Here is a 13,438-nt window from a genome sequence, read left to right on the forward strand (position 1 = left end):
CGATGGCGGACGTGGAGGACGCTCCGCGGAAGTCGCCGTAAGGGCGGGGGCCGCGTCGACACGCGGGCCGGTGGGGGTTGCTCGCGCCGTTCCCCGCGCCCCTTGGGGAGGGGCTGCGCCCCGTCCCCCTCAGGGGCGCGGGGAACGGCGCAGTCTTTTGGCTTTTCAGGGGCGCGGGAAACTGCGCGAACGGCCCCCACCGGGCCCGCAGACGACCTACTCCGTCAAAGAACTAGGCTGCCGCCATGAGCGATCAGCCGCCGGTACTGCACGTGACGGGCCGCGTACTCGTCGCCCCCGACGACGCCCGGGACGAACTCTGGGTCGTCGACGGCAAGGTCACCTACGACCGCCCCCGCGGCGAGGCGGCGAAAGACGTCCGCACGATCGACGGCTGGACCCTCCCGGGCCTGGTCGACGCCCACTGCCACGTAGGCCTCGGCCCCCACGGCGCCGTCCCCGACGACGAGTCGGAGAAGCAGGCCCTGGCCGACCGGGAGGCCGGCACCCTCCTCATCCGCGACGCCGGCTCACCCGCCGACACCCGCTGGGTCGACGACCGCGACGACCTCCCGAAGATCATCAGAGCGGGCCGCCACATCGCCCGTACCCGCCGCTACATCCGCGGCTTCGCGCACGAGATCGAGCCCGCGGACCTCGTCGCGTACGTGGCCCGGGAGGCCCGGCGAGGCGACGGCTGGGTGAAACTGGTGGGCGACTGGATCGACCGCGGCACCGGCGACCTCGGCGCCTGCTGGCCGCGCGACGCCGTGGAGGCGGCGATCGCCGAGGCCCACCGCCTCGGCGCCCGCGTCACCGCGCACTGCTTCGCGGAGGACTCCCTGCGGGACCTCGTCGAAGCGGGCATCGACTGCGTCGAACACGCCACAGGACTGACCGAGGACACGATCCCGCTCTTCGCCGAACGCGGCGTCGCGATCGTCCCCACCCTCGTGAACATCGCCACGTTCCCGCACCTCGCGGACGGGGGCGAGACCAAGTTCCCCCGGTGGTCCGCGCACATGCGGCGACTGCACGAGCGCCGTTACGACACCGTGCGCGCCGCCTACGACGCCGGCATCCCGGTGTTCGTCGGCACCGACGCGGGCGGCACGCTGCCGCACGGACTGGTGGCAGGGGAGGTCGCCGAACTGGTGACGGCCGGCATCCCGCCCCTCCAAGCGCTTTCGGCCACCACGTGGGGCGCCCGCGCGTGGCTGGGCCGGCCCGGCCTGGAGGAGGGGGCTCCGGCCGACCTCGTCGTGTACGAGCAGGATCCGCGGGAGGACGTACGGGTCCTGGCGGCGCCGCGGCGGGTGGTCCTCGACGGCAGGGTCGTCAGCTGACGGAGAGTTACGGCTGAGCCCTGCCGGAACGGCGCGCACTCCCTCCTGTGCTCCGGCGCTTTCCAGCCAGTTCCGTGCGGTTCAGTGATCTGGGTGGCCTTGAGGAACGTACGTGCAGGATGAATCGAAGAGGTGCGCGGAAAGTCCACGTATGGGTGAACTCCCCTCAGCTTGCTGACTGTTCACTCTCCGTGCGTAAGGATTCCCGTCATCGACGCCGCCGGACGCTCCCCGCATGTCCCTGCGAGCGGAACGTCCTGCGGCGTCGCGTCTCCGGTTCTGTCTCCTGTGGGGGTCCCACCACCATGAACAGCAGCACTTTCCGTATGCCCGCACGCAGGCTGGCCGCCACCGCGGCCGCCGTCTCCCTGGCCGCCGGTCCCACGGTCCTGGCCGGCGCGGGTCCGGCCCACGCGACCGACGGCCACGGCCGGGCCGGGGCCGTCGTGCTCCGCACCGGGCTCGACGTGTCCCTGCTCAACAAGACCGTGAACGTCCCGCTCGCGGTCTCGCTCAACGAAGTACAGGCGCCGCGGAGCGCCGAGAAGACCACGCTCACGGCGAAGCTGGACGGGGTCGACGGCGGTCAGCCGTTCACCGTGCTCGGTGCGGAGGTCGCGAGAGCGCGTGCGACCGTCTCGGCGGAGAAGGCCGAGGGGTCGGTGCGCCTCGCCCACGCCAAGGTGCACATTCCCGGGCTGCCGCTGCTGTCCCTCATCGAGGTCGAGCAGGTCACCGCGAAGGCGGTGTGCGCGGCGGGCGAGAAGCCGGTCGCCACGGCGAATCCGCTGGGTGCGGTGACGGTGCTCGGCAAGCGGACCACGGTGACCGCCGGCGGGGTGACCGAGGTGAAGGTGCCGGGGGTCGGTGAGGTCCGCCTGGACCTGTCGTCGACCCGGACCACGTCCCGTACGGCGGCGGCGACCGCGCTGCGGCTCAAGGTGTCCGTGAACCCGCTGAAGCTGAACGTCGCGGAGGTTGAAGGAACGGTCACTCTGGCGGAGGCGACCTGCGAGACCCCGGCCGTGCCCGTGCCCGGGGTGACGCCGCAGGGGGGTGCCGCGGAGGCGCCCGGGCTCGCGGAGACCGGTGGCGGTTCGGCGACGCCGTACGTGGCGGCGGGGGCGTTCGCGCTGCTGGCGGCAGGCGCCACAGCGGTGACGGTGACCCGCCGCCGCCGGGGCTGACGCCTGCGGGCCCGGTGGGGGCTGGCCGCGCCCCCTGCGGGGGCCTGTGCCGGTGGAAATGGTGCGGCCCGGTGGGGGTTGCCCGCGCAGTTCCCCGCGCCCCTCAAAAGCGGGGCTACGCCCCAGCTTTTGCCCCCAGGGCGGAGGCCAACCCCCACCGCCCCTCCAGGGGCGCGGGGAACGGCGCGAGCAACCCCCACCGGGCCGCACTTTCCCACGGGCGGCCACCCCCATCCCCTAAGGGGCGCGGGGAACGGCGCGACAAGCCCCTACCTGCCCGACCCCCCGGTCAAGCTGACCGCCTGGTCAAGTGCCTGCAAGAACCGGTTGACCGTCGGACGGTCGCGTACCGCCAGCCGCAGCCACGTCCCGTCAAGGCCGGGAAACGTGTCCCCCCGCCGCACAGCGAACCCCAGCCGCCGCAACCGCTCCCGCACAGCCCCCGCCCCCGGCAGCGACACCAGGACGAACGGCCCCTCCGCCGGCTCCGCCACCCACGCCCCGTCGGACGCGAACTCCCGCAGCCCGGCGACCAGATGCGCCCGGTCCGTGGCCACCCGCAGGGCCGCCCGCGCCTGCTCGGCAAGCGCCTCCGGCGTCATACAGGCCTCGGCCGCGGCCAACGCGGGCGTGGACACCGGCCACAACGGCTGCGCCCGTTCGAGTTCGCGGACCGTTTCGGGCGCCGCGAGCACGTATCCGATTCGCAGCCCCGCCAGTCCCCACGTCTTCGTGAGGCTGCGCAGCACCACGAGCCCCGGCACGTCCGTCCGTTCCGCGAGTGCCTCCCGTTCGTCCGGCACCGCGTCCATGAACGCTTCGTCGACCACCAACGTCCGCCCGGGACGGGCGAGTTCCGCGATCAGCCCGGCCGGATGGAGCACGGACGTGGGATTGGTCGGGTTGCCGATCACGACCAGGTCCGCGTCCTCGGGAACGACCGCCGGGTCGAGCCGGAACCCTTCCTCGGGACGGAGCAGTACCCGGTCCACGGTGTGCCCCGCGTCCCGCAGCGCGGCCTCCGGTTCCGTGAACTGCGGGTGCACGACGACAGGGTGACGGACTTTCAGTGAACGCGCGAGCAGCACGAAGGCCTCGGCGGCCCCGGAGGTGAGCAGCACCCGTTCGACGGGCAGCCCGTGCCGTGCCGCCACCGCGGCGCGCGCGGCCCGTCCGTCCGGATAGGCGGCCAGCCCGCCCAGCGACTCGGCGATACGGCCGCGCAGCCAGTCCGGGGGAGTGCCGGCACGGACGTTCACGGCGAGGTCGACGAGCGCCGAGCCGTCGTCCCGCACCTCGGCGTCACCGTGATGCCGCAGATCATGCCCCTGGCCCTGATCCGGACCCTGCCCCTGGCCGCCGACGCCCCAGGACGCGGAACCACCTCGCCCGTCCCGCCCGTCTCTCCCGTCGCTGTCAGTACGCATGAGAGGAAGCGTGGTCGCGGTAGAGGCCGCCGTCCTGGTGTCCGTGACCGTCGACGCCTTCGACACTTTCGACGGCCTCGTCGCGCTCGACGCCCGGCCGCGTCTCCCGGTAGCGCTCCATCACCAGGTCGAGCAGTTCCGGCTCCGGCCCGATGACGTCGGCAAGGAGCACGTCGATCTCCGGACGAGCCGCCGCCCACCCCTCGCTCTGCTGCCGGATCCGCTCCGGAAGCGTGCCGGTGAACAGGAAGTAGGGCAGCACGACGATCCGCCGCGCGCCGAGCCGCACACAGCGGTCCAGGCCCGACGGCACGTCCGGCGCGGCCAGCGACACGAACGCCGTCTCCACTCCCGCGTAACCGCTGCCTTCCCAGAGCAGCCGCGCCGCCTTGTGCACCTCCGCGTTGGCCTCCGGGTCGGTCGAGCCGCGGCCGACGAGCAGCACGGTCACCCCGGCCCGGTCCTGGGGTGCGCGCACGGACCCGCCCAGCGCCTCGTCGAGCCGCCGCCCCAGTACGGCGAGCAGCGCGGGGTGCGGGCCCAGCGGACGCCCGTACGCGTACGAGGTCCCCGGATACCGTGCCTGCTCCCGGGCGAGCGCGGCCGGGAGGTCGCCCTCCGCGGGCCCGCCGGACACCAGCGTCAGCGGGACCACGGCGAACCGGCGCACCCCCTGGGCGGCCAGTTCGGCCACCGCGTCGCCGAGCGGCGGCGGGGAGAGCCCGATGAAACCGCCCGCCACGGGCAGGCCGGGGTGGCGCCGGCCCAGCTCCCGTACGAAGTCGCGGAACGCCTCGGCTCCGGCGTCGTCCCGGGTGCCATGGCCGGCGAGGAGCAGGGCTGGAGCGGGAGAGGGGGTGGTCACGAGGTCTCCTGGGGATACGGAACGGTGTGGGGGGACAAGGAGGAGGGCCGACAGGGCGTGCGCCGACCGAGGGCAGGGCAGGGCACGGCGGGTGTCTGACGTCCCCTGGGCCGCCGACGGGCCTGACTGGTCCGGTGGCTCACTCGGGCTCCTCCTGCCGACGGTGGCCGCGCTGCGCCACCCTACGACCGCAGGCCCCACAGGTCGCCGTCCCGCCCCCACTCATCTCAGGCACCCGGCCCGCCCCCGGTCCTGCGTACGACCGCGCAGGTCGCTCTCGCCGGGTGCGCGGACGACGTGCGCTTGGGGACGAGAAGCTCACCGCCGCGGGCGAGGGCCGCGGCCTCGGCGACCGAGGGCGTACCGACGGCGGCGAGCGGCGCGGCCGAGGGGTTCGGCACGTCGACCCGTGCCAGTTCCCCGGCGCTGTACGTCACCACGGGCACCCCGAGCCGCTCGGCCGCACCGAGGATCCCGGGCTCAGCGGCCTTCGTGTCGACGGTGGCGAGCTCGACGACGGACCGCGCGGACAGCCCGGCGTCCCGCAGGGCGGCCTCGACGAGCCCGAGCACTTCGTCGACGGGTACGCCCCTGGAGGCACCCACGCCGACGACGAGGGGCCGGGGTTCTTCCGGAAGCCGTGCAAGCCGGTCGGCATCCGGAGTGCGGCGAACGTGCGTGAAGGCGGGTTGATCGGATAGCAAGGGCGTATGGCGGTGTTCGTCGCGCTCGGCGCGTTCCTCATGACGCTGGCCGGCGGCTGGACGGCGCAACGCGTCACCGACCGCCGCCACCTCGTACTCGGCCTGGCCGGTGGCCTGATGCTGGGCGTGGTCGGCCTCGATCTGCTGCCGGAGGCGCTCGACGCGGCCGGCGGGGAGATCTTCGGCGTGCCGGCCGCGCTGCTGCTGTTCGTGGCCGGCTTCCTCGCGGCCCACATGGTGGAACGGCTGCTCGCCGTGCGCCAGGCCTCGCACGGGGGTGGGGAACACGACGGGCGGACGCCCCAGGTGGGCCTGACCGCCGCCGCCGCGATGGTCGGCCACAGCGCCATGGACGGCGTGGCGATCGGCGCGGCCTTCCAGGTGGGCGGCGGCATGGGGGCGGCCGTGGCGGTCGCGGTGATCGCCCATGACTTCGCGGACGGCTTCAACACGTACACGATCACGACCCTGTACGGGAACGCACGCCGCAAGGCGGTCGCGATGCTCGTCGCGGACGCGGCGGCCCCGGTGCTCGGTGCCGCCTCGACGATGCTGTTCACCATCCCGGAGCATCTGCTCGGCGGGTACCTCGGCTTCTTCGGCGGCGCGCTCCTCTACCTCGCCGCCGCCGAGATCCTTCCCGAGGCCCACCACGAACACCCGGCCCGCTCCACCCTGCTGTGCACGCTCGCCGGAGTGGCCTTCATCTGGCTGGTCGTCGGCATCGCGGAGTGAGCCACGCCGGACCACCCCCCAGGCACCGGGAGCCGACCTCATGCCCCGGCACTCCTGGCGCTCCCGGTACTCCCGGTACTCCCGGCACTCTCGTGGTCCCCCGCGCACCTCTCCACGAACCTCCGGGCGACCCCGGGCGAGCCCGCCCAGTGCGTGTGCAGATAACTCGCGTGCACACCCTGCTGCACGAAGCCCTCCAACCGCCGCACCGGAGTACGCATCCCCCAGGCCGCGGCGGCCCCCGCCCCCGGCTCGACGACGGTCCGGTGGAACTCGTGCCCCCGCATCCGGGTGCCCGCCTCGGCCAGCGAACTGTCGGACACCGCGACGGCATCGCGGTACCCGAGCGTCAGCCGCGCGTCCATCCGGGCCTCCGCGTCGATGACCCCGCACATCGGCAGCCCGTCGAGCTCACGGGAGAGATAGAGCAGCCCCGCGCACTCGGCCGCGATCGGCGCCCCGCTCTCGGCGAGCGCGGCGACGGCCTTGCGCAGCGGTTCGTTGGCGGACAGCTCCGGCCCGAACACCTCGGGAAACCCGCCCCCGAGGACCAGCCCACGGGTCCCGTCCGGCAACTGCTCGTCCCGCAACGGATCGAACGTGACGACCTCGGCCCCGGCGGCAGCCAGCAACTCGGCCTGCTCGGCATAGGAAAAGGTGAAGGCGGCCCCGCCGGCAAGAGCGACAACGGGAGCGCTTCTCCCACTCAGCCCGTCCGGCGTTCGAGGACGAGGCCGTTCAGGCCGATCAGGGGGTTCGGGGGCGGAGCCCCCGAGGGTCGGGACGGGAAGGGGCGGCGGGGGCGAGAAACTCAGCACCTCACCCGCGTCCCAAGCCCCACCCCCCAACTCCCCGGCACTGCGCGCCAGCGCGAACAACCCCTCCAGGTCACACCCGTCCCGCACCCGCGCCCCCATCGCCGCGACAGCGGCAACGGCCTCGGCCCGCCGCTCGGCGACAGGCACCAGCCCCAGATGCCGGGACGGCGTCCCCACCTCCTCGGCCCGCCGCAGAGCACCCAGCACGGGCACCCCGGACTGATCCATCGCCTCCCGCAGCAACGCCTCGTGCCGATCGGAGGCGACCTTGTTGAGGATCACTCCGCCGATCCGCACCCCGGCGTCCCAGGAGGCGAACCCGTGCACGAGCGCGGCCACCGACCGGGACTGCGAGGACGCGTCCACGACCAGCACCACGGGCGCCCGCAGCAGCTTCGCCACATGGGCGGTGGAGGCCAGTTCCCCTTCCCCGGAGGCCCCGTCGAACAGCCCCATCACGCCCTCGACCACGGCGAGGTCGCAGCCGCGCGCACCGTGGGCGAACAGCGGCGCGATCAGCTCCGGCCCGCACATGTAGGAGTCGAGGTTGCGCCCCACCCGCCCGCTGGCGAGCGAGTGGTACCCGGGATCGATGTAGTCCGGGCCCACCTTGTGCGGGGACACGGCGAGCCCCCGCGAGGCGAACGCGGCCATCAGCCCCGTCGCGACGGTGGTCTTGCCGCTCCCGGAGGCGGGCGCGGCGATGACCAGCCGAGGAACGGACCCGGACCCGGACCCGGACCCAGCCCCGGACCCGGGCCCAAGGGCGGAGGACATCACCACTCGATGCCCCTCTGCCCCTTCTGACCGGCGTCCATCGGATGCTTCACCTTGGACATGTCGGTCACCAGATCGGCGAACTCGACCAGCTTCTCAGGGGCGTTGCGCCCGGTGATGATCACGTGCTGGGTCCCGGTCCGGCCGCGCAGCACCTCCACGACCTCGTCGACGTCGACCCAGCCCCAGTGCATCGGATAGGCGAACTCGTCGAGCACGTACAGCTTGTACGTCTCGGCGGCGAGGTCGCGCTTGACCTGTTCCCAGCCCTCGCGGGCCTTCTCCTCGTTGTCCTGCTGGGAGTCGCGCTGCACCCACGACCAGCCCTCGCCCATCTTGTGCCAGTCGACGGACCCGCCCTCACCGCTGGCGCCCAGGACGCGCAGCGCGTTCTCCTCGCCGACCTTCCACTTCGCGGACTTGACGAACTGGAACACCCCGATCGGCCACCCCTGGTTCCAGGCGCGCAGCGCGAGCCCGAAGGCGGCGGTGGACTTTCCCTTGCCCATCCCGGTGTGCACCATGACGAGCGCCCGGTTGCGTCGCTGGCGGGTCGTCAGTCCGTCGTCCGGTACGACACTCGGCTGTCCCTGAGGCATTACGCGGCCCTCCTGCTGTTGCCCTGGCTCCTGCCCCGACTGCCGTCTTGGCCCTTGCCCTGTACGTCCCTGACCAGCCCGGCGATGGAGTCGGCCCGCAGCTCGTCGAGTGTCACGGCCGTCCCGCCGAGGTCGCCCGCAAGCTGCCCCGCGAGTCCGAGCCGTACGAGGCCGGACTCGCAGTCGACGACGACGGACGCGACCTTGTCGGCGGCGAACAGCCGGGCGGCCCGCCCCGCGAGCGCCACCGGTTCGGGTCCGCCGGTCGCCCGTCCGTCGGTCACCAGGACGACCAGCGCGCGCCGGGCCGGATCACGCAGCCGCTCCACCCTCAGCACGTCGTGCGCCCGCAGCAGCCCGGCCGCGAGCGGCGTACGCCCGCCGGTGGGCAGCGACTCCAGCCGCGCCGCGGCCGCGTCGACCGACGACGTGGGCGGCAGCGCCACCTCGGCCGCGGAGCCGCGGAAGGTCACGAGCCCCACCTTGTCCCGCCGCTGGTAGGCGTCGAGGAGCAGGGACAGCACCGCTCCCTTCACGGCGCCCATCCGCTGCCGGGCCGCCATCGAACCGGACGCGTCCACGACGAACAGCACGAGGTTGCCCTCGCGGCCCTCCCGGGTGGCCTGCCGCAGATCGTCCCGCCGTACGACGAGACCGGGGCCGGTCCTGCCGCGTGCCCGCTGATGGGGCGCGGCGGCCTGCACGGTCGCGGCCAGATGCAGCTTGGTGAGGGCCCCGCGCGGCCGGCGCGCCCCGGTGGTGCGCCCGTGCTCGGTCCGGGCCCGCGAGCGCCGCCCGGCGGCTCCTTCGCCCAGGCCGGGCACGCTCAGCACCTTCGTACGAAAGGGCTCGGCGGCCCGTACGGGGGACTGCTCGCCCGCGCCGGGGGTCGGCGCCCCGCCGTTCTGGGACTCGTTCGCGGGAGCCTCGCCCTGCGCGGGCACCTCACCGGAACACTCGCCACCGTCGTCGTTGCCGCTGTCACGGTCCCCGCCGTCGTCGGGCCCGTCCTGCGGTGGCCGCCCGCCACCCCCACCGGGCCCGTCCGGATCCGGGTCCTCATCGCCGGAGTCACCGGAGTCGCCGGGATCGGAGTCGCCCAGGCCGTCCTCGTCGCCCGCGAACTCCTCCAGCGTCTCGTCGAGCTTGTCCTCGTCGAGGCCGGGCGCGTCGAACGGATTGCGCCGGCGCCGGTGCGGCAGCGCGAGGAGCGCGGCCTGCCGCACGTCCTCGGCGAGCACATCGGTCCGCCCCGCCCAGGCGGCCAGCGCGGTGGCGGTCCTCGCCATCACGATGTCGGCCCGCATGCCGTCCACCTCGAACGCCGCGCACGTCGCCGCGATCTGCCGCAGCGCGCCGTCGCCGAGCCGCACCGACGGCAGCAGCTCCCGCGCGGCCACGATCCGCGCCCGTACGTCGGACTCCTCGTCGGCCCAGCGCCCCGCGAACCCCTCCGGGTCGTCGTCGTACGCGAGCCGCCGCCGTACGACCTCCACCCGCTGGTCGGGTTCGCGCGAGGCCGCCACCTCGACGGTCAGCCCGAACCGGTCGAGCAACTGCGGCCGCAGCTCGCCCTCTTCGGGGTTCATGGTCCCCACGAGCAGGAACCGCGCGGCATGCCGTACGGAGACACCCTCGCGCTCCACGTACGAGGCACCCATCGCCGCCGCGTCGAGCAGCAGGTCGACCAGGTGGTCGTGGAGGAGGTTGACCTCGTCCACGTACAGGAGTCCGCGGTGGGCGTCGGCCAGCAGGCCGGGCTCGAAGGCCTTCACGCCCTCCGAGAGGGCCCGTTCGATGTCGAGCGCGCCGACGAGACGGTCCTCCGAGGCGCCGACGGGCAGTTCGACCATCCGCGCGGGCCGTGGCACACCCGGGCCCACCTCGTGGGGGCCGTCCGGGCAGGCCGGATCGGGGGCGTGCGGCGCACAGGAGAAACGGCAGCCGGGGACGACGTCGACCTGCGGCATGAGCGCCGAGAGCGCGCGCACGGCCGTGGACTTGGCGGTGCCCTTCTCGCCGCGGACGAGCACACCGCCCACCGCGGGGGAGACGGCGTTCAGCAGCAGTGCCAGTCGCAGGTCGTCCTGACCGACCACGGCCGTGAACGGAAACGGGGTACTCACTGGTTGTCGTCCTCCAAATAGCCCAGATGTGCCAGATGTGCCAGATGTGCCAGACGTGCCTGGCGGCCCAAGTGGCCTTCGAGCGGGCTCATACGGGCGCTCCCGGTGGAATGAAAGGCAGTCCGGCCGGTGCGCCGGACTCGATGAGCCGCCACAGCGCGTCCGTGTCCGCGTGTTCCTCGATCAGATCGCCCAGCCGGTCGAGCTGCTCCTCGCGCAGCCCCTCGAACGAGGTGTCCGGGGCCGGTACGAAACGCCGCCCCGCCGCGGCGGCCACCTCGCGCAGGAAGGCACGCCGGAAGCCGTCCGACTCCAGCGAGCCGTGCCAGTGCGTCCCCCAGACCTCGCCGACCCGGCAGCCGTCCAGGAAGGCTTCCCCGCCGGTGACCTGGGCGACCCCGTGATGGATCTCGTACCCCTGGACGGGTTCGCCGAGTGCTTCGCCGACGGGACGGGTCAGGGTCTTCTCGCGCGCGAACCGCACGCGTACGGGGAGGAGTCCGAGGCCGTCGACGGCACCGGCCCTCGACTCGACCTCGTCCTCGATGTGTTCGCCGAGGAGCTGGAAACCGCCGCAGATGCCCAGCACGGGGCGCCCTTCGGCGGCCCTGCGCACCAGGGCGTCCGCGAGGCCGCGCCGCCGCAGCCACTCCAGGGCCCGGACCGTACCGCGGGTGCCGGGTACGACGACGAGGTCGGCGTCCACCAGTTCCTCGGCGCGGTCCACGAACCGCACCACGACGCCCGGTTCGGCGGCGAGGGCGTCCAGGTCCGTGAAGTTGGACATCAGGGGGATCGCGCAGACGGCGACCCGCAGGATGTCCTCGCCGACGGGGGAGGAGACCTCGGACTCGCGCACCGCCCCCCGCAGGGACACCCTGAGCCCGTCCTCCTCGTCGATGCCGAGCCCGTGCCGGAAGGGCAGGATGCCGTACGTGTGCCGCCCGGTGAGCCCGCGCAGCATGTCGACGCCGGGTTCGAGCAGGGAGACGTCCCCGCGGAACTTGTTGACGAGGAACCCGGCGACCAGCTCCTGGTCCTCGCGCGACAGCAGCGCCACCGTCCCGAAGAACGAGGCGAACACCCCGCCGCGGTCGATGTCCCCCACCACGAGCACGGGCAGCCGGGCGTTGCGCGCGATCCCCATGTTCACGATGTCGGTGCGCCGCAGATTGATCTCGGCGGGACTGCCCGCCCCCTCACAGATCACCGCGTCATACGTGCCCCGCAACTCGGCCAGACAGTCCAGCACGGTCCCGAGCAACGCCTCCTGGCGGCCGCCGTGGTAGCCGCGCGCGCTCAGCTCGCCCACGGGTTTGCCCATCAGGACGACCTGGCTGCTGCGGTCGCTGCCCGGCTTGAGCAGCACGGGGTTCATGAGCACGGAGGGCTCCACGCGGGCGGCCTGCGCCTGCATGGCCTGCGCCCGCCCGATCTCAGCGCCCTCGCGGGTGACGAACGAGTTCAAGGACATGTTCTGCGCCTTGAACGGCGCCACCTTCACACCCTGCCGCACCAGCCACCGGCAGATCCCGGCGGTCACGACGCTCTTGCCCGCGTCGGAGGTCGTACCGGCGACGAGCAGCCCGCCCCCCGGTCCACCGCCCGGCCTCCCGCCCGTTCCCGCGTTCATGACGTACGCCCCTTCGCCTTCGGTGCCAATGACGCGGCGAGCAGCCGCCCGGCGACACTCGCGCCCAGCGCGAGCAGGCCCACGCGGCGCGAGAGCCGGACGGCCCGCTCGATGTCCCCGACCCGCACGGCCCGCCCCGGACCGTTGAGCACGGGCCGGTGCTCGACCCGTCCGGCGTACGAGAGCGTGCCGCCGAGCCGGACCCCGAGCGCCCCCGCGAACGAGGCCTCCACGGGCCCGGCGTTGGGACTCGGATGCCTGGCGGCGTCGGCACGCCAGGCGCGGACGGCTCCCCGCGGATCGCCCCCAGTGACGGTGGCGAGAACCGCGGTCAGCCTGGCCCCGGGCCACCCCGCCACGTCGTCGAGCCGGGCGGAGGCCCACCCGTACCGCCGGTGACGGGCCGACCTGTGCCCGACCATGGCGTCCAGCGTGTTGACGGCCCGGAACCCGACCAGCCCGGGTACGCCCGCGACCGCGCCCCACACCAGGGCGCCCACGACGGCGTCGGAGGTGTTCTCGGCGACCGACTCGACCACCGCGCGGGCGATCCCGTCGGCGTCCAGCGCCTGCGGGTCGCGCCCGCACAGATGCGGCAGCCGCTCACGGGCCACCTCGATGTCCCCGGCGGCCAGCGCCCCGCCGACGGCCCGCGCCTCACGGCCCAGCGAGGTCCCGCCCACGACGGCCCAGGTGGCGGCGGCGGTCAGGGCGACGGAGGCGACAGGGGAGGTACGCACGGAACGCTCGGCGGCCACGGCGAGGCAGACGGCGCCGCCCGCGCACACGGCGGTGTGCAGCGCCCCCCAACCCCGGTGGTCGCGCCACAGGGCCCGCTCGACGGCACCCGCGGCCCGCCCGAACGCGGCGACCGGATGCCCTCGGCGGGGATCGCCGAGCAGCAGGTCACCGAGGAGGCCGGCGGCGGCGCCGTACGCGAAGACGCGCTCGGCTCGCACCGGTTCAGCCCGCCGCTACGGGCGGCGAAGGCCTCGTACCGGGCCTGGGCACACTGGTCCACAACAGGTGGGCGCGCATGGCGATATGTCCTCACTCAGGGTGTCCACGCCCTGGTTCGACGAGACCGACGGCGAGAGTTCCTGGCTCCCGGGAGATCGACTCCCCGGTAACAGTGGCGGGACCGCGCCGGATTCGCACCGGCTTCCTCTTCTGCCGACGTACATGGCCTCGGCAGTCCACCACGGTCCGAGAACACCCGTC

Annotated in this window: 10 protein-coding genes, 1 pseudogene and 1 riboswitch; of the genes and pseudogenes, 3 read left to right on the plus strand and 8 right to left on the minus strand. The window is 73.8% G+C overall.

Going from position 1 to position 13,438, the window contains the following annotated elements; genetic code table 11:
• The first annotated feature begins 245 nt into the window (after window positions 1-245).
• Window positions 246-1,346, plus strand: a complete 1,101-nt coding sequence (locus C6Y14_RS18120; protein WP_107017731.1) for an amidohydrolase family protein — start codon at window positions 246-248, stop codon at window positions 1,344-1,346.
• 305 nt (window positions 1,347-1,651) lie between these two features.
• Window positions 1,652-2,533 (plus strand): SCO1860 family LAETG-anchored protein, encoded by an 882-nt coding sequence (locus tag C6Y14_RS18125; protein WP_107017732.1) that lies wholly within the window; start codon window positions 1,652-1,654, stop codon window positions 2,531-2,533.
• Between the two features lie 269 nt (window positions 2,534-2,802).
• On the opposite strand, the gene cobC is transcribed toward C6Y14_RS18125, so the two are convergent.
• The 3 genes and pseudogenes from cobC to C6Y14_RS18140 all read right to left on the minus strand — a co-directional run.
• Window positions 2,803-3,960, minus strand: a complete 1,158-nt coding sequence (gene cobC, locus C6Y14_RS18130) for an Rv2231c family pyridoxal phosphate-dependent protein CobC (RefSeq protein ID WP_107017733.1) — start codon at window positions 3,958-3,960, stop codon at window positions 2,803-2,805.
• A complete protein-coding gene (locus tag C6Y14_RS18135) occupies window positions 3,950-4,825 on the minus strand; it encodes a sirohydrochlorin chelatase (RefSeq protein ID WP_107017734.1) in 876 nt (291 codons plus the stop codon). The genes cobC and C6Y14_RS18135 overlap by 11 nt, the downstream gene beginning before the upstream one ends.
• Before the next feature lie 239 nt (window positions 4,826-5,064).
• Window positions 5,065-5,451: pseudogene (locus tag C6Y14_RS18140) on the minus strand (cobalamin biosynthesis protein); the annotation flags it as partial.
• 84 nt (window positions 5,452-5,535) lie between these two features.
• Between C6Y14_RS18140 and C6Y14_RS18145 the strand changes: the two are divergent.
• The gene (locus tag C6Y14_RS18145; protein WP_107017736.1) at window positions 5,536-6,264 is read left to right on the plus strand and encodes a ZIP family metal transporter; all 729 of its coding nucleotides are present in this window, start codon (window positions 5,536-5,538) and stop codon (window positions 6,262-6,264) included.
• Window positions 6,265-6,302: 38 nt separating this feature from the next.
• Here the strand turns inward: C6Y14_RS18145 and C6Y14_RS18150 are convergent, their stop codons facing one another.
• The 5 genes from C6Y14_RS18150 to C6Y14_RS18170 all read right to left on the minus strand — a co-directional run bounded on the left by C6Y14_RS18150 (window position 6,303) and on the right by C6Y14_RS18170 (window position 13,176).
• Window positions 6,303-7,859, minus strand: a complete 1,557-nt coding sequence (locus tag C6Y14_RS18150; RefSeq protein WP_107017841.1) for a cobyrinate a,c-diamide synthase — start codon at window positions 7,857-7,859, stop codon at window positions 6,303-6,305.
• Window positions 7,859-8,458, minus strand: a complete 600-nt coding sequence (cobO, locus tag C6Y14_RS18155; RefSeq protein ID WP_107017737.1) for a cob(I)yrinic acid a,c-diamide adenosyltransferase — start codon at window positions 8,456-8,458, stop codon at window positions 7,859-7,861. Before cobO ends, C6Y14_RS18150 begins: the two co-directional genes overlap by 1 nt.
• Window positions 8,458-10,584, minus strand: coding sequence for a putative cobaltochelatase (locus tag C6Y14_RS18160; protein WP_107017738.1), 2,127 nt, complete (start codon window positions 10,582-10,584; stop codon window positions 8,458-8,460). Before C6Y14_RS18160 ends, cobO begins: the two co-directional genes overlap by 1 nt.
• Before the next feature lie 88 nt (window positions 10,585-10,672).
• Window positions 10,673-12,217, minus strand: a complete 1,545-nt coding sequence (locus C6Y14_RS18165) for a cobyric acid synthase (RefSeq protein ID WP_107017739.1) — start codon at window positions 12,215-12,217, stop codon at window positions 10,673-10,675.
• Window positions 12,214-13,176, minus strand: coding sequence for a cobalamin biosynthesis protein (locus C6Y14_RS18170; protein WP_107017740.1), 963 nt, complete (start codon window positions 13,174-13,176; stop codon window positions 12,214-12,216). Before C6Y14_RS18170 ends, C6Y14_RS18165 begins: the two co-directional genes overlap by 4 nt.
• A gap of 116 nt (window positions 13,177-13,292) precedes the next feature.
• Window positions 13,293-13,433: riboswitch (cobalamin riboswitch) on the minus strand.
• Window positions 13,434-13,438: the final 5 nt, after the last annotated feature.

It is taken from the genome of Streptomyces dioscori (assembly GCF_003024195.1).
Lineage (GTDB): Bacteria > Actinomycetota > Actinomycetes > Streptomycetales > Streptomycetaceae > Streptomyces > Streptomyces dioscori.

What these genes read in the sequence shown, in the direction of transcription:
- C6Y14_RS18165 (WP_107017739.1), bottom strand. Translation starts at nt 12,217, where the DNA reads ATGAACGCGGGAACGGGCGGGAGGCCGGGCGGTGGACCGGGGGGCGGG.
- cobC (WP_107017733.1), bottom strand. Translation starts at nt 3,960, where the DNA reads ATGCGTACTGACAGCGACGGGAGAGACGGGCGGGACGGGCGAGGTGGT.
- C6Y14_RS18120 (WP_107017731.1), top strand. Translation starts at nt 246, where the DNA reads ATGAGCGATCAGCCGCCGGTACTGCACGTGACGGGCCGCGTACTCGTC.
- C6Y14_RS18150 (WP_107017841.1), bottom strand. Translation starts at nt 7,859, where the DNA reads ATGTCCTCCGCCCTTGGGCCCGGGTCCGGGGCTGGGTCCGGGTCCGGG.
- C6Y14_RS18125 (WP_107017732.1), top strand. Translation starts at nt 1,652, where the DNA reads ATGAACAGCAGCACTTTCCGTATGCCCGCACGCAGGCTGGCCGCCACC.
- C6Y14_RS18145 (WP_107017736.1), top strand. Translation starts at nt 5,536, where the DNA reads ATGGCGGTGTTCGTCGCGCTCGGCGCGTTCCTCATGACGCTGGCCGGC.
- cobO (WP_107017737.1), bottom strand. Translation starts at nt 8,458, where the DNA reads ATGCCTCAGGGACAGCCGAGTGTCGTACCGGACGACGGACTGACGACC.